General features: G+C 34.7%; 14 protein-coding genes. 9 read left to right on the top strand and 5 right to left on the bottom strand.

The features are described 5' to 3' along the window. The 7 genes from IPZ78_RS08585 to IPZ78_RS08555 all read left to right on the top strand — a co-directional run bounded on the left by IPZ78_RS08585 (position 1) and on the right by IPZ78_RS08555 (position 9,913). Positions 1 to 1,935, top strand: a complete 1,935-nt coding sequence (locus IPZ78_RS08585; protein WP_225552708.1) for a RagB/SusD family nutrient uptake outer membrane protein — start codon at positions 1 to 3, stop codon at positions 1,933 to 1,935. 17 nt (positions 1,936 to 1,952) lie between these two features. Next, positions 1,953 to 3,149, top strand: a complete 1,197-nt coding sequence (locus tag IPZ78_RS08580; RefSeq protein ID WP_225552706.1) for a DUF5000 domain-containing lipoprotein — start codon at positions 1,953 to 1,955, stop codon at positions 3,147 to 3,149. Between the two features lie 17 nt (positions 3,150 to 3,166). Next, positions 3,167 to 4,399, top strand: coding sequence for a DUF4998 domain-containing protein (locus tag IPZ78_RS08575; RefSeq protein ID WP_225552704.1), 1,233 nt, complete (start codon positions 3,167 to 3,169; stop codon positions 4,397 to 4,399). A gap of 78 nt (positions 4,400 to 4,477) precedes the next feature. Next, positions 4,478 to 5,677 carry a hypothetical protein gene (locus IPZ78_RS08570; protein WP_225552703.1) on the top strand — a complete coding sequence of 400 codons (1,200 nt, stop codon included), beginning with the start codon at positions 4,478 to 4,480 and terminating at the stop codon, positions 5,675 to 5,677. Between the two features lie 28 nt (positions 5,678 to 5,705). Further along, a complete protein-coding gene (locus IPZ78_RS08565) occupies positions 5,706 to 6,536 on the top strand; it encodes a glycoside hydrolase family 16 protein (protein ID WP_225552701.1) in 831 nt (276 codons plus the stop codon). 479 nt (positions 6,537 to 7,015) lie between these two features. Then, positions 7,016 to 8,080, top strand: coding sequence for a PLP-dependent cysteine synthase family protein (locus IPZ78_RS08560; protein WP_225552698.1), 1,065 nt, complete (start codon positions 7,016 to 7,018; stop codon positions 8,078 to 8,080). A gap of 108 nt (positions 8,081 to 8,188) precedes the next feature. After that, positions 8,189 to 9,913 carry a protein-disulfide reductase DsbD family protein gene (locus IPZ78_RS08555; RefSeq protein ID WP_225552696.1) on the top strand — a complete coding sequence of 575 codons (1,725 nt, stop codon included), beginning with the start codon at positions 8,189 to 8,191 and terminating at the stop codon, positions 9,911 to 9,913. A gap of 54 nt (positions 9,914 to 9,967) precedes the next feature. Here IPZ78_RS08555 and IPZ78_RS08550 read toward each other — a convergent pair whose 3' ends face one another. The 3 genes from IPZ78_RS08550 to IPZ78_RS08540 form a co-directional block, all read right to left on the bottom strand. Next, on the bottom strand, positions 9,968 to 10,648 hold the full coding sequence (locus IPZ78_RS08550) for a hypothetical protein (RefSeq protein WP_225552694.1): 681 nt from the start codon (positions 10,646 to 10,648) through the stop codon (positions 9,968 to 9,970). Between the two features lie 72 nt (positions 10,649 to 10,720). Beyond that, positions 10,721 to 11,179 carry an Lrp/AsnC family transcriptional regulator gene (locus IPZ78_RS08545; RefSeq protein ID WP_225552692.1) on the bottom strand — a complete coding sequence of 153 codons (459 nt, stop codon included), beginning with the start codon at positions 11,177 to 11,179 and terminating at the stop codon, positions 10,721 to 10,723. Positions 11,180 to 11,296: 117 nt separating this feature from the next. Beyond that, positions 11,297 to 13,270, bottom strand: coding sequence for a DUF3857 domain-containing protein (locus IPZ78_RS08540; protein ID WP_225552690.1), 1,974 nt, complete (start codon positions 13,268 to 13,270; stop codon positions 11,297 to 11,299). Positions 13,271 to 13,406: 136 nt separating this feature from the next. On the opposite strand from IPZ78_RS08540, the gene IPZ78_RS08535 reads away from it, so the two are divergent. Beyond that, a complete protein-coding gene (locus IPZ78_RS08535; RefSeq protein WP_225552688.1) occupies positions 13,407 to 14,408 on the top strand; it encodes a 3-keto-disaccharide hydrolase in 1,002 nt (333 codons plus the stop codon). Positions 14,409 to 14,466: 58 nt separating this feature from the next. Further along, positions 14,467 to 15,852 (top strand): M20/M25/M40 family metallo-hydrolase, encoded by a 1,386-nt coding sequence (locus IPZ78_RS08530; protein WP_225552686.1) that lies wholly within the window; start codon positions 14,467 to 14,469, stop codon positions 15,850 to 15,852. Between the two features lie 9 nt (positions 15,853 to 15,861). Here the strand turns inward: IPZ78_RS08530 and IPZ78_RS08525 are convergent, their stop codons facing one another. Together IPZ78_RS08525 and IPZ78_RS08520 are read right to left on the bottom strand one after the other, a co-directional pair. Then, a complete protein-coding gene (locus IPZ78_RS08525) occupies positions 15,862 to 16,164 on the bottom strand; it encodes a hypothetical protein (RefSeq protein WP_225552684.1) in 303 nt (100 codons plus the stop codon). Between the two features lie 3 nt (positions 16,165 to 16,167). Beyond that, positions 16,168 to 16,563, bottom strand: a complete 396-nt coding sequence (locus tag IPZ78_RS08520) for a group III truncated hemoglobin (protein WP_225552682.1) — start codon at positions 16,561 to 16,563, stop codon at positions 16,168 to 16,170. Positions 16,564 to 16,629: the final 66 nt, after the last annotated feature.

Raw genomic sequence — 16,629 nt, 5'->3', positions numbered from 1 at the left:
ATGAGAGCTACAAACATTAAAAAATATATAACACTAGCTTCTATATCGGCTGTATTGATAGGTTCAACAACTTCGTGTAAGAAATTCTTAGATATTGTACCAGATAACGTTGCTACTATCGAGTATGCATTCAGGCTACGAATTGAGGCAGAAAAATACTTATTTACATTATATAATTATATTCCAAAAGAGGGAAATGTATGGAGTAATCCAGCTTTTCTTGCTGGTGATGAGATTTGGATTCCTTATCAAACGAGTATATCGCCATGGTCATTTGAGATTGCACGAGGGAATCAACGTGTTACAGATCCATATGTTAATTATTGGTATGGAAATTATGATGCAAGCCGAGGTCTATATCAGGGGATAAGACATTGCAATATTTTTATTGATAATATGTCTAAGCCGAGTTTGGTGCCTGACATAAGCCCTACCGAACGAGCAAGGTGGATTTCAGAAGCTAAATTTTTAAAGGCATATTTTCATTTTTACATGATGCGGATGTATGGTCCAATTCCTATTATGGATGAAGATATTCATGTAGGCGCTTCCAAAGAAGTAATGGATGTGTCTCGAAATTCTGTTGATGAGTGCGTAAATTATATCGTTAATCTGCTTGAAGAATCTTATTCTGATTTGCCAAATCAAATTGTAGATAGAGAAAATGAGTTAGGGCGAATTACGCTGTCAATTGCAAAAGCTGTCAAAGCGCAGACATTATTGTTGGCAGCAAGCCCTTTGTTCAATGGTAATACGGATTTTTCTAATGTTAAAAACAAAGATGGTAAGGTTCTGTTTCCTCAAGAATATGATAATACAAAATGGGAAAGCGCAGCAGAGGCAGCGAAGGATGCTATAGATGAAGCCGAAGGTAATTTGCATCAATTATTTGCATTTACACAAGGAGGTAACCTTAATATATCTGATGCTACGAAGCTAGAGCTGACACTTAGGCAATCGGTGACGGAACGATTCAATGATGAACATATTTGGGCAGATCCTAATAGTTTGACAAGGGATTTACAGCGTGATGCTATGCCTCCTTTGAGTGCGGATGAAAATCATAATGATAACCGTAAAATATTTTCTCCTCCATTGAAGATTGCAAAAATGTTTTATACGAAAAATGGAGTGCCAATTAATGAAGACAAGACATTAAGTTTTTCAGATGATTCAGAGTTAAGGACAGCTACTCAAAATGATAGATTTTATATTGAACCTAATTTCATAACGGCTAGATTACATTTTGATCGTGAGCCGAGATTTTATTCGTCCTTAGCTTTTGATGGCGCCAGATGGTTTAAATATGATACACCAGGGTATTCGGATGAAAATTCAAAAGTAGTCCGCAGTAAAAGACCTGATTATGCAGGTAGTACGCATGCATTTCATTTTAATGAAACAGGTTATTTTATCAAAAAACTAATTGATTGGAACCAAGTTACGACTGCTTCGGGTGTAACTTACAAAACATATCCTTGGCCTAAGATTCGTTTAGCTGATCTGTATTTAATGTATGCGGAGGCATTGAATGAAGCTTATGGACCTACCAATGAAGTTGCATTTGAATATATTGATAAAATAAGGACTCGAGCAGGGTTAAAGGGGGTGAAAGAGTCTTGGAGTAATTATTCTATCAATGCTCTTAAATTTACTACAAAGGAAGGTTTTCGCGAGATAATTAGACGAGAGAGACTTATTGAACTAGCTTTCGAGGGACAGCGTTTTTGGGATTTACGAAGATGGAAAACTGCTGCAATAGCTCTTAATGAACCTATTACTGGATGGAATATGCAAGGTGAAAATACAGCATCATATTATGTGATTCGTACAATTTTTAACCAACGCTTTGTAGCTCCAAGAGATTATTTTTGGCCAATTAGTGAAAATACGGTTATTCAAAATTTGAACCTTGTTCAAAATTATGGTTGGTAATTAATAAGTTATATACTATGAAAAATTTTTTATATGGATTAATAATACTAATCAATATAGTATTATTAAATATCTCTTGTGAAGAGGAAACTATGCTAAAGCCATTGGAAAGCAATATGACTCCTCCAGGCAAAATTAGTAATGTATCCGTAACAAATAAAAATGGCGCGGCTGTACTTACATATTCCTTGCCTTCTGACGATGATTTATCATATGTCAAGGCTGAATATATTTTGCCTAATGGTACTATGCGTACTATTAAAGCATCATATTATACGAATCAAATGGTGGTTGATGGTTTTTCGGAACCAGGTTCTTTTAAAGTGAAATTATATGCTGTAAATCGCTCAGAGGCAATTTCGGAGCCCTTGGAAGTTACTGTTAATCCAGAAGAATCCCCAATATGGGATATTTATCGGTCATTAGAAGTTCAGCCGTCTTTTGGAGGATTGCAATTAAAGGCTTTGAATATTGAAAGAGCTAAGATTGCTATTCTCATCATGGAAAAGAATGAATATGGAGAATGGGTAGCTGACCCAAATAGTGTGTACACCTCAACAGATAAAATTCATGCTACTATGCGTGGAATGGATACAATTGCTAGAGATCTTGCCTTCGTTGTTCGTGATCGCTGGCTCAATAATACAGATACCTTATTTGCACAGATAAAACCATTGTATGAAACTGCTATTTCTAAATCAGGTTATAGAGGATTTAGATTGCCTGGCGATGCTCCTAATCATACATCTACATCACATACTGGTATGTGGGATGGAGATATCATGAATTGGCCGCGTATATATATGACACAAGCTGCCATTTCAGGCCCTCATTATACAACGGTAGATATAGGTTCTATGGCAAAATTAAGTCGTATCGTGATTTGGGATTATCCAGAATATTACAATGGTCGTACATACTATTATAAAGGCAATTTAAAAGAATTTGAAGTATGGGGTTCGAATAATCCTCCTGCAGATGGGTCGTGGAATAATTGGCATTTATTGGGATCATTTAATGCTACTAAACCTTCTGGATTACCATTTGGACAACAGTCGGATGAGGATTATCAAACTGCTGTAAATGGGTTGAACTGGGAGTTTGATATCAATGCTCCAAAAGTAAGGTATATACGTATTCGCAGTACTAAGAATTGGGATGGATCAAGTTACATGGCTATTGGGGAGATACAATTGTATGGAGATCCAAGATAAATTTAATTTTTAAGAACATGAAGAAGATAAATAATCATAGAATCCTTACATGTGTCGCTGTGTTGTTTTATTTAATATCAGCGGTATCATGTAAAAAAATGGACGACTATAAAAAATATATCGAGGATAAGCCGATTGTTAATTATACAGGAAAAGTTGATTCTGTCAAAGTATTTTCTGGAAAAAATAGAGTGCTAATAACTGGACTCTTGGTGTCCGATCCAAAGATTAAAGAGGCTCGAATCTATTGGGACGGTAGAAGAGATTCACTTTCGATTCCCATTACACGTACAGAAGGTGTAGATACTTTGAAAGCTAATATTTCAAACCTAGAAGATCGTGTTTATAATTTTGAGATTGTAACATTCGATAATGAGGGGAATAAATCTGTTCGAGTTTATGCATTTGGACGCTCATATGGCGATAATTATCAAATGTCACTAATTAATCGACCTATTTCAATGAATAGTTTAAAAGCATATGATAATACCTTCTCATCTACCTTTGGGAATGTCGACCGTACTTTTGGTATTTTCGCTACAGAAGTTAAATATAAAAATAAAGCAGGTCAGGAAAAGGTGGCTCGGCTTAATATTGATCAGTCCGTATTGAATTTTAATGATGTAAAAATTGGAGAGGCAATGTCGTACAGAAGCTTGTATCTACCTGATACATTATGTCTAGATACTTTCTATACTGCTTTTAGTGATTTCAAGCCCATATTAACTTTTTATAGAAATATGGGATATCCTTTTGCAGCGACCAATTTGTCAGGTAGATGGGGGGTATTGGCTAATTGGAATTCTAATGCAACAGCAAATGGTATAAGTGGGAGAGGAAGTTACGATCAAAATAGTGGTATAGGTGTTTTAGCAGCAGAAGCAGGCTGGGGCACGCCTAATATTAGTAATGGTAAAATACATCAGACTTCTACTTTACCGCAAGGAAAGTATAGAGTACAAGTTGAATTTAGACGTAATAATGTAACGAACAATGTAGATGCTACAAATAACCTCATTTATTTTGTGGTAACAAATAATGGCGATTTGCCAAATGTCGCTGATGTCTTAAATGCAAATAAACTAGCATCCTATGATCTGAAATGGATTCATGACGATTATCGTATTGTAAGTTTTGAATTCGATAACCCTACAACACAGGCTGTAACAATTGGTGTTGTAGTCAACTTGACAAGTTCAAGTAATCAATATTTTAATGTTAAAGGCATAACAATACATCAACTCAACTAAAATAAAAATGTGTGATAGATGCTCTATGATTTCTCTATAGAGCATCTATACGTTTTTTGATTTTCAATTTTAATAGTTATGATGAAATTTCTGTTTCTTCTAATAGTTCCATTTTTAGGTTGTGGGAAAACTAGTTCTTCTGCACCGGATAAGGGTAGTGGTATCGAAGTACCATCTATTGATTTTCCATCAGTGGGAAATATTTCTCTTTTCAGTAAATCAACTACGAAAGCTATCTTAAAATCAAAAGTGGAAAATACAGGAGGGGCATCAATTATCGAGCGTGGAATCTGCTGGGCAATACATAATAATCCAACAATAGATGATTCTAATGCACCTCCTAATAGTTTATCTGGAACTGGTGAATTTGAGGTAGAATTAACAAATTTGGAAGGAGGAAAAACCTATTATGCTAAATCGTTTGCTTCCAATAGTAAGGGAAGGTCTTACGGCCCATTATTTGAATTTAAATCGGAGAGTTATAATGACGCGAAGATGGGTTCAGCATCTGTTCTTTTCTATAAATTGAACAGTATAGAAGTAAGTTCTAAGATTGAAGATACGGGGGGCGCAAATATTATAGAAGCGGGTATTTGTTTTGGGACTACACAGAATCCAACTGTCGATAATAATAATGTAATCGCTGATAAAATAGAAAATTTAGCATTTAAAGTTAATGTTATAGATTTAGAATTGGGTAAAAGTTATTTTATTCGCTCCTATGTCAAAACATCGAAAGGAGTTTATTATAGTAGTCAAGGGGCTTTTCAAACATACAATAAGGGAAAAATAACCGTTAACTTCCATAATCAGTCAAATATTCCAACGGATGTGTTTGCAAGATTGAAAACAATGGCTGATCATGGTGTCAAATTGTTAGAAGAATATACAAGCATTGTAAAAACGGTAACAATTGAATATAATACTGGTGTAGGAACAGCTGACGCAAGTATATCTGGTTGGATGCGTTGGGGAAGTAATACTTCTTATCAAAAAACGGGTACATTTTTACACGAGTTTGCTCACGCTATTGGTGCAGGTACATCCAATGTGTGGAAGCAGACTCTTATTCAAAATGGAATTTATCTTGGACAAAATGCGAATTTGGCATTGCGCAAAGCTTCCAATGATTCTAGTGCACAATTGAAGGGGGATTTACAGCACTTTTGGCCATATGGCATTAATGGTGCACACGAAGATACAGGTAGAGAATCTGATTACATCATTACCTGTCTAATCATTGAAGGATTCAAAAGAGATGGGGTGCCAATTAATTAAATAATTTATTCAAATAATTTTTTCAAACATGCGTTATCAATCATTAATTATACTATTCATATTAACGAATTCCGTATATGCTCAACAACATGAAAAAAGTACTTATAAGTTAGTATGGTCAGAGGAATTTGATAAAAATGGAAAAGTAAATGAGAAAATATGGAATTACGAATATGGATTTGTTCGTAATCGAGAAGATCAGTGGTATCAAAAGGACAATGCTTATTGTAAGGATGGCTTTTTGATTATTGAATTAAAAAAGGAAATTAAACCAAATCCATTTTACGAGGACGGTAGCCAAGATTGGAAGAAATCTCGTAGAGATATTAAGTATACCTCATCATCATTAAATACTTCGGGTAAAAAATACTGGCAGTATGGTCGGTTTGAAATGAGAGCAAGAATTCCTGTTGGGTCAGGGCTGTGGCCCGCATTTTGGACATTGGGAGTGGATAAAGAGTGGCCTTCAAATGGAGAGATAGATATCATGGAATATTACCGAGGAAATATACTTGCTAATATTGCTAATGGTACTAATAAAAGGTGGACAGCGGAATGGCATAATGGCGTTAAATCTGTTGAGTCTTTAGGTGGTGAGATGTGGGCAAAAGAATTTCATGTTTGGAGGATGGACTGGGATGAAAACGAAATCACATTATATTTAGATGATGTATTGTTAAATAAAGTTTCATTAGAACGACTTGTTAACAAAGATGGAACTAATTTCAATCCGTTTAAGCAACCTCATTATGTGTTAGTGAATTTAGCATTAGGTGGAGATAATGGGGGGCAGATAGATGAATCATTGTTGCCTGCGAAATATGAGATAGATTATATCAGAGTTTATCAAAAGAAATAAAATATCCATAAAACACGGGAGGTTCTAAATCACAGAAGATCCTATGTTTTCTTAAATACTTTTATCTACAAAATTTCAAAATAGCTGCTTAATTATTGCGTATTATATGCACTCTAGGATTTCGTAGTTGCTATTCCTTGTATTTATAAGTCAAGCAGTAAAAGTTATTGGTCCAAAGCTTTCAATAGAAACTTTTAAAAGAATTACCATCATTTCTTAGATATTCAACAGTATTACTAGTTACCATTTCATTTATTGATAATGTGATTTGTTTATTAGGGAGATTATTTTTGAATTCTTATTAGGTGATAAATTACATCATTTAATCATGAAGTGGGTGATTTGTGGTTTGTTTATTTAATATTTTCTGTTTATATGTGTTTTGTCGAAAAAATATTTTGAATACCAATGGTGCTATTGAAAATAATTCTGATTTGATGCATTTTTGTGTAGTTGTTAAATAAGATTGATAAAGAGAAATGTCTACAGAGTCTATACACAGTAAATGTTTATCGCCAGAATTAGATAGTCGTTTCAAACATTTATGGTGTTTGGTGGGAAATACGCCTATGTTGGAATTGCAATATGTATATAAAGGCAAGCCGAATAGGATTTTTGTGAAGTGTGAAAATTATAATTTGACGGGAAGTATTAAGGACCGTATGGCATTATATATTTTGTATAAAGCATATAAAAATTGCCAAATAAGTCCAGATGATATGATTGTAGAAGCTACGAGTGGTAATACTGGTATAGCTTTCTCTGCTATAGGTAAAGCTTTGGGGCACGAGGTGAAAATTATCATGCCTAATTGGTTGAGTAAAGAACGTATCGATATTATCAAAAGCATGGGGGCTGATATTCAGCTTATCAGCAAAGAAGAAGGTGGTTTTTTAGGTAGTATCAAGTTGAGTGAGGAATTAGCTGCTAAGGGAGGTGTATTTTTGCCTAGACAGTTTGAAAATTTGTTCAATGCTGAGGCGCATGAGATGACTACCGGAAAGGAAATTGCTTTACAATTGGAGTCTAAAGGTTTGGTTGCAGATGCTTTTGTGGCAGGTGTAGGTACAGGAGGTACAGTGATGGGAGTGGGTAAGCAATTGAAAAATTATAACCCATTTGTAAAGATTCACCCTTTAGAACCGCAAGAAAGTCCTACGCTGACAACAGGGTACAAAGTAGGTGCGCATCGTATTCAAGGTATTTCCGACGAATTTATTCCTGCAATTGTAAAATTGGATGAGTTGGAAGAAGTCGTATGTGCTTCAGATGGTGATTCAATTATAATGGCGCAAAAAATTGCTAAACAGCTGGGATTAGCAGTTGGGATTTCATCAGGTGCAAATGTGATTGGTGCAATTAAACTGAAAGAGCAGTTAGGTGATGATGCGGTTGTAGTTACATTATTATGTGACGATAATAAAAAATATTTGAGTACTGATTTGGTAAAAGACGAGCCTGTGAAGGAAGGTTATATTTCTACAGATTTGGATTTTAGAGGATTCATGCCAATTGCGAGATTAGAAAAGCCATTATTTGGCTAATATAAATTTTTGTTTCATCCTATTTGTTTAGGATTGTTTGTGTTAGAATAGATTAAGCCGAGTGCTAACTCGGCTGATCTTATTTAAGAGAATAAAAAAACTAATGTTATGAAATTGTTTTTGAAATTATTTTTTGTTGTCTTTTTATTTTGGTCTACGACTCCTAGTATTGCTCAGGATACCATAATTAATTTAGATGACGTTGAATTTTCTGATGGCACATCATCGGAGGAGGCAAGTGTAGATAGCTCGGCTGTTGTCGACTTTGGCGATGTCGAGTTTACTGATGGACAAGATTCTAGTCAACTATCAGCTGCTACATCTCCGGTTGATTCTTTGCAGAATGCAGATATCTCTACTTCAAGTGAAACACAAAAAGAAGATGCTTCGTTGTGGGGAATTTTTATAGCAGGTTTGTTGGGTGGTTTCGCAGCATTTTTCATGCCTTGTATCTTCCCAATGGTACCGCTGACAGTGAGTTTCTTTACCAAAAAAGCAGGTTCTCGTTCCAAGGCTATTTCGCAGGCCTTTATGTATGGATTGTTTATTATTGTTATCTACGTGGCGTTGGGTATGCTTATTACCATAGCTTTTGGTCCAGAAGCATTAAATGAACTTTCGACAAATGGTATTTTTAACTTCTTCTTCTTCCTATTATTGGTTGTCTTTGCGACATCATTCTTAGGTGCATTTGAAATTACATTACCTAGTTCTTTTGTAAATAAAATTGATTCAAACTCTGATAAAAGTGGCCTTGTTGGACTGTTCTTCATGTCTGCAAGTCTTGCTGTAGTTTCATTCTCTTGTACAGGTCCAATTATTGGTACTTTGCTGGTAGAGGCTGCTACACGTGGTGAGCGTTTAGGTCCTGCGATAGGCATGTTAGGCTTTTCATTAGCATTAGCTGTACCTTTCGTGTTGTTTGCTATGTTCCCTTCTATGTTAAAATCCTTACCTAAATCTGGCGGTTGGTTGAATAGCATAAAAGTTGTTTTAGGTTTCTTAGAATTAGCATTAGCCTTGAAATTCTTATCAAATGTAGATTTGGCATACAACTGGAACTTATTGGATAGAGAGGTTTACTTAGCGTTATGGATTGTAATTTTTGGCTTATTAGGTTTGTACTTAATTGGTAAAATAAAATTCTCACACGATAGTAACTTAGAGTTTTTATCTGTTCCACGTACGATGTTTGCTATTATGGTATTCACGTTTGTAGTCTATATGATTCCAGGAATGTGGGGCGCTCCATTGAAAGCTATTTCCGCATTTTTACCACCAGTAGGTACGCAAGATTTTGACTTGGCATCGGGAGTGTCACATGCTCCGAATGCAGCTGGTACAGATGCTGCTAAACGCAAACATTACACATATTTCCATAGCAAAGCGACGATCAAAGGGTTAGATCCTTATTATGATTACGAGGAGGCTTTGGCTGCTGCCAAAGAACAAAATAAACCATTGCTGGTTGATTTTACAGGTTGGAACTGTGTGAACTGTCGTAAGATGGAAGCAGAGGTTTGGAGTGTGCCAAAAGTACGTGACATGATCAACAATGACTTCATCTTGGTAGAATTATATGTAGATGATAAGGTTTTAGAATTGCCAGAGAGTGAGCATTATGTTTCAGAAAAAACGGGCAAAAAAATCAATACAGTAAGTAAGCGCAATGCTGATTTTCAAATCACAAGATTCGAGAGCAATTCTCAACCATTATATGCACTGCTAGACACGAATGGAGAATTATTAGTTCCAACAAGTGGTGCTGTCTACAATGTAGATAAGTATGCTGATTTCTTGAAGTCTGGATTAGAAAAATTTAAAGCAAAGTAAGAAGTATATTCAACCTAAATAGAATCTAAGAATGCCCAACGATGTTGGGCTTCTTTAGTTATCTCTACTCCATATTTCATAAATTGGATCACCTTTTGAACTTTTTCCACTGTGATGCCATTCATTGTTTTTAATTTCTCCACTAAAATTTAATGTCGCTCCCACACGATTATTGTCTCTAGAGAAGAATAGTATGTTTTCCTGATAATTTCTATTTTGAAAAGTATATTTTCCTCCACCTGTACCGTAAAATCCTTTTTCAATCGGATTAATTGCTATCCATTGGAAGTAACCATCTACAAGTAATTTTATTGTCTTGCGATCAGCTCTTTTGATAGTATTCACCGTTTGGTTGTTTTGTCTTCCTGTAATACGCCACAACCCATCTAAATCTTGTTTAGACTTTGCTTGTTTTTGGAAAGGGGTATTATCTAAATACAAAGTTTCAGACTCAAATCGAATAGGAAAATGGTGTTCTTTCCCGATATTTGATGGGTTTTTATCATCAAATTCACAATTGACTACTAATTCGTTATTAGCTATTTTATAAGTACCACCCTGTGTATTTTTATACTCGCTCGCACTAAAAATAGTGTGGGTGATATAGCCGTCTGCAATTAATAATAGATGTTTATCATTATTGTTGGTGGCAATGTAAACACCTGTTGGATTTTGAGCAACTGCACAAGAGATGCTGCAAATAATAAGTAGCACTAATATTATCGTATTTCTCATAGCTAATGGTTGTTTTTAAATTTAAATATAGCCATTAAATATTTGAAAAACAATATGTTAAAATGTTTCTTCTTAGAAATGGTATGCAGTTTCGCTTTTGGTTTCAGATAACACAAAGTATGTTTGCACTGTGTTTACTTGTGGTAATACAGCTAATTTGTGTCTTAGAAACATATGGTACGCTTCCATGTCTTTTGTTGCGATGCGCAACATAAAGTCGTAGGATCCAGCCATTTGATAGCACTCCATGACCTCAGGAAATTTGGCGACTTCCTTCTCAAACTCATTAAGAGTTTCGAAAGTGTGTGCTTTTAAAAAAACTTGAGAAAATGAAATTAAACCAATGCCAATCATTTTTCGATCTAATATAGCTACTGTTTTTTTGATATATCCAGCTTTCTTGAGTTTTTTAACTCTTTCGTGGATAGCTGCTATAGATTTGTATAGTTTTTCAGCCAACTCCTTGTTGCTTAAGGTTGCATCTTCCTGAAGTAGTTTGAGCAATTTGATATCAGTTGGGTCTAAATTCATGACTAATAGGTTTTGATAATATCAAATATAGTTAATCACATGTTAATTATGTAATATTTACAGGTAATTTTTAATTTACCTGTAAATATTTAGCTATTGAAAGATTAATTCGGAACTTTATATAGATGGTTTACCAATAGTGAGATCTAAACTTTGTGATTGTATAATATGCGAAAAAAATTCTTTTAGATCATGATATTCATCTGGTAGAAATAACGCTTTATTCAATTGTGAAAGTATTTGAATTGATAACATACCTTCATTCTCCTTTATAATATAGAGATAGCGTGCTTCTTTGTTAGGTAATGTTAAGTGTAGATTTTTAGGTTTATTTGCAATTTTATATGCACTAGGAAGTTTAATATTTAGAATATAAGATTCTTCAATGTTAGATCCTAAGTCAACAGGATAAGTTCTTTCGTCAAGATTGAATGGGTTTTTAGATGTCCTACCAGTTATAAATGGAATAAATTTGAGTTCATTTTCTTTTTTAGATGCAAAATTATTGAATTCGATTTGATGCACCTCGCTTAGGATTTCTGAAGGATTGTCTAAGTGATCTATTTGATGATTTTTGATTTTGTAATGTACAGTCGATTCTTCTAAATTTTCGACATACTCTTCAATAGAATTGAAGCTTTTTATTTCTTCTCTTTTATTTGTTGCAAGATAGCCATTCCTATGTACGGTTAGTTGACCTTTTAGGTTTCCATTTTCATCCAAATCGCCATGGAATTCATAGCCTATTTTACTAACAAGATTTGATTTTAGTTCTATAGATTTGTCGCCATTTTCTTTGAATAGGTATCCTTGATAATTCACACAACGGAAAGGTATTTGGCCAAATGGGGAGTAAATATCGGAGGCATCTAGTAGGTATTCTTGTGAATCAATTAATACATGCGTAATGACATAATTGTAATCTGTAATTGTAGGTCTGAAGAGGGAGGGCAAGCCATTATCTCTTGTGGATAGAATAACGGGGTTAGCATCAATTTTTGCGGCTCTCAAAGCACTAATGAGCGCTAGATTTATGTCAGCGACATTTCCGTTTTTTTGTTCCAACGCTTCCTTTGCACCATTTTCACAAAAAAGTCCGTATGATTTATTCCATTTTATATGTGATTTTATGTAGTCATAAATTGCATTTGCTTTATCATAAGTATTCATGTTGTCTTTTAGAATGGTAGGAAGAATATTTTTAAAAAGACTTGCTCTGTTCAATTCTTTGCCAAATGATTCTGACTTAAAAAGTTGATCTTTAACGTCGGTCCAACTTCTTGAAAAATTATGTCTGGGACCAAATGGGATAGAAAATGAAGCTAGTTCGAAGGTTAATCTCCCCATGAAATTTTTAGCTGAAGTCATATAGTCTTCATTTATGAAGGCAGGAATGTCTTTTGCGATATAGGTGGTTTGAGTACCTCGCACATCACCTACTCCCGTAACAATCTTCGTATCATAAGGTAAGTCTTTTTTCGATTCAAGTTTCACATATCCTTTCATATTTACATTGTACAGGCATAATTCGGGTATTTCTGTTACAAATTCGGAATGTATTTTTGGAATAAAATCTTGAAATTTCCAAGACTCTAGATTATATAGAAATGGTGATTCTGTGGTGTAGCGTAATTCAACAATACAGTTTTCTTTTACATTTGGCAGAGCTATCTTTACCAAATTGATATTGTCTGTTGATTTTTCAGTAATTATATTTTTTTTGTCAAGGTCTGTTTTTTCAATTTTGCCTTCGGCTGATATATGGTAAGTCGTCCCTTTAATGCCATGAATAGTTTCGCTGCTATTGTTGCTGCTTTTAAATAGCGGGATTGTAAAGTTTCCATATTCTAACCCCTCTTTATTTTTAATTAAGATTTTGGTATGGTAATAAAACCGTAGTACCAGGTCTTGCTTAATTTCTTGGTATTCAACTCTTGCTTTCCCAAACTCTTGAAGTACAATCGCTTCAGCATGTGGGGCATAGGTGCTCTTTTCAAATTCCTCCTTCGCTATTTTTCCGTACGAAAAATCTTGAGAATTACTCACTAAATAGAAGCATATGGATAAGATGATTAAGTAATAACGTGTCATGGTTTAATTACGGTTAATAGTTTGTCTAATTTATTTATTTTTTACTATTTTGTGTAATGTTTATCTTTTGCTGATGTTCGTGTATTTAAATACTATATTTGTTAGTGATGTTATAAACCCATATGTTTATTTTAATATGAAATTTAAAAGAAATTGTAATTATGCTTTGTTAGCTGCTTTATCATTAGCTACAATGTTTTCGTGTAATTCTGAACAAACCAAAGAGAGCAAGGAAGAGATTCACAATCCTGCTACTCAAGTGATTCCAGAAGAGGCTAAACAAATTATTGGAAGATGGGATATTACTGTCGAGAAGGAAGGTAAGCAAGTACCTTCATGGTTAGAGGTGAAGCTTTCGGGATTCAATACAATTGTTGGCTATTTTGTAGCGGATGCGGGTAGTGCTAGACCTGTGTCTCAAATAAAATATGAAAATGGTAAGTTTTATTTTGAAATTCCACCGCAATGGGAAGGTGGTGATGGATTAATTAATGTAGAAGGTGCCCTAGAGGGTGGCAAATTGAAAGGAACTATCACAAGTAATAAAGGTAATGTCTTTTCATATGAAGGAGAAAAAGCTCCTTATTTAGTTAGGGAAGGTGATATGCAGTTAGGGCAAGCAATTGATTTATTCAATGGCAAAGATTTAGCAGGATGGAAAGCTTCTTCTGAAGATAATCAATGGGAAGTTAAAGATGGTGTATTGGTTAATAAAAAGGCTGGTGCGAATTTAATTTCTGATCAAACATTTGAAGATTTTAAATTAGAAGTTGAATTCAAATATGCAAAAGAAGGCAATTCGGGGATTTATTTACGTGGTCGATATGAGGTGCAAATAGAGGATTCACCATTAGATAGACACCCAGGGTCGTTGTATTATGGTGGTGTTTACGGATTTTTAACACCAAGCGAAATCAATACATTAGGTCCAGATCAGTGGAATAAATATGAAATTACGTTAAGAGGTCGTATGGTTACTATTGTTTCTAATGGTAAGACTGTGATCAATAATCAAGAAATTCCAGGTATTACTGGTGGAGCGTTAGATAGTAAAGAAGGGGCTCCTGGTCCAATTTATTTGCAGGGAGATCATACAGGTGTTGAATTTAGAAAGATAACAATTACACCAATAAAATAATCAAAAGGTGTTGCTCGTAAGAGTAACACTTTTTTTAATTAGTAATACCTCAATAGTAATGAGAAAAATAAAATTATCTATAATCTTCTTAATTTCTTGTGTATTAGGCGCTAAGGCGCAACAGGATTCAATCATAATGAGCAAGATTTACGATCATTCTTTTTATAAAGGACAAGCTTACGATGACTTGAGGTCGCTGACGAAAGATGTTGGAAACCGTATTTCAGGTTCGAAAAATGCTGAAATAGCTGTTAAATGGTCTTATGATTTAATGAAAACATTACCTTTTGATTGTGTTTATCTTCAAGATGTCCAAGTTCCTTATTGGGATAGAGGGAGTAAGGAGGTATTAAAGCTTGATGGAGGTGAAGATGAGTTTGAAATTTTAGCACTCGGTGGTTCTGTAAAAACGCCACAAGGTGGTTTAACAGCGGAAGTATTGGAGCTTGAGTTGTTGTCAGATTTACGTAAGTATGGCGAACAAGTAAGAGGGAAAATAGTATTTATCAATAAGCCATGGGATGAATCAATGGTAGAAACTGGTGTTGCTTATGGATTGAATAGTTTTCAACGAAGTAGGGGCCCTTCAGAAGTTGCAAAATTAGGTGGAGTTGGTTATATTTTTCGATCATTGGCGTCTTCGTCTCGGGATGATTTTCCACATACGGGAGGGACACGGTATACGGATGGGATAGATAGTATTCCTGCTGCTGCAATATCTGCAGTTGGCGCTAATAGATTAAGTTTAATTTTGAAAAGTAATCCTCGTCAAAAGGTATATTTTAAAATAAACTCGCAATGGAAGGGTAATGTTAATTCTCATAATGTAATTGCTGAGTGGAAAGGGCGGGTGTCTCCAGAGAAAATTATTACTATTGGAGGTCATTTGGATTCTTGGGATGTAGGAGAGGGGGCGCATGATAATGGGACAGGAATAACTGGTACTTTAGACGCGATCAGAACATTAATGAATTTGGGCTATAAACCTAATCATACAATTCGTTTAGTGTATTATATGAATGAAGAGAACGGTGTTCACGGTGCTGTAAAATATGGTGCTGATGCAAAGGAAAAGAATGATCAAATAATTGCTGCTATTGAAAGTGATGCAGGTGGTTTTGCTCCGAGAGGATTTGATATAAAGGCTTCTTCTAGTGCGGTTACTTGGATTCAACAAGTTTGGAAACCTTTATTTGAAAATAAATATTGGGTTTCTAGATTTTTAGAAGGTAGCCCAGGCGTAGATTCAGGTGTGTGGGGTAAACATTTTCCTAATACCATCATGTTTAATTTTAGGCCCGATCCACATCGATATTTCGATTTACATCATACGGCGAAAGATGTTTTTGAGGCTGTAGATAGGAGGGAGCTTCAATCTGGAGTTGCGGCGTTAGCCTCTTTACTTTATCTAGTAGATTCTCAGTACGAGAGCATTCCGAAATAGGTGTATACTTTATACACCTATCAAAACTATAACAATATCCTCGTTGTGATAAGCGGGGTAATAGCTCGCGATACTACCTGCATTTTTGTAGTCTCTTAATTCTTCATAAATACATTCTTTCAATTTACCCTTACCTTTTCCATGAATAAATTTTATTTCTGCATAATCCCAATATATCGCAGCATCTAAACTCTCTCTGAAAAGATCAATAGATAGTGTTAATAATTCATCAGCATCATAATCTTCCCAATCATCTACAAAAGAATCGGTATGCAGATCGACTGTTTTTGGAGGTTTTACTAAAGTTCTCATCTTTTAAAAAAGTAGTGGTTTGTCTGGATTAGTCCGAATGTAATCTAACTTGCTTTCAAACATAATAGCCATTTTTTTTGCTCTCCATATAGCTTCGTTGGCTTTCTCACCTTCAAATAGGCTATTTACCGTTTTTTCAAAAAGTGCTATCCATTGATCAAAATGAACTTTTGAAATAGGTAAATGTGCATGAGCAGGAAATGGTCTGCCATCATAAGTATATTCTTCAAGTAAGATTGTTTGCCAAAATCTATACATCTTTTCTAGATGTTGAGGCCAGCGATCTTGAATATTTTGATTGAAAATTATCCCCAACATATCATCTTCTCTTATTCGAGAATAAAAGCTGTCGACCAATATCTTAATATCGTCTAGGGATGTGATATCTTCTTTTTTCATGATGGTTTTAAGTAGTGTAAAGGTGCTATTTTATTGACTAATTTACATCAGTTTTGTGTAAATCTT

Source organism: Sphingobacterium bovistauri, assembly GCF_020295405.1.
Lineage (GTDB): Bacteria > Bacteroidota > Bacteroidia > Sphingobacteriales > Sphingobacteriaceae > Sphingobacterium > Sphingobacterium bovistauri.
Note: the sequence above shows the minus strand (reverse complement) of the source record. Positions and strands in the feature narration are given on the sequence as shown.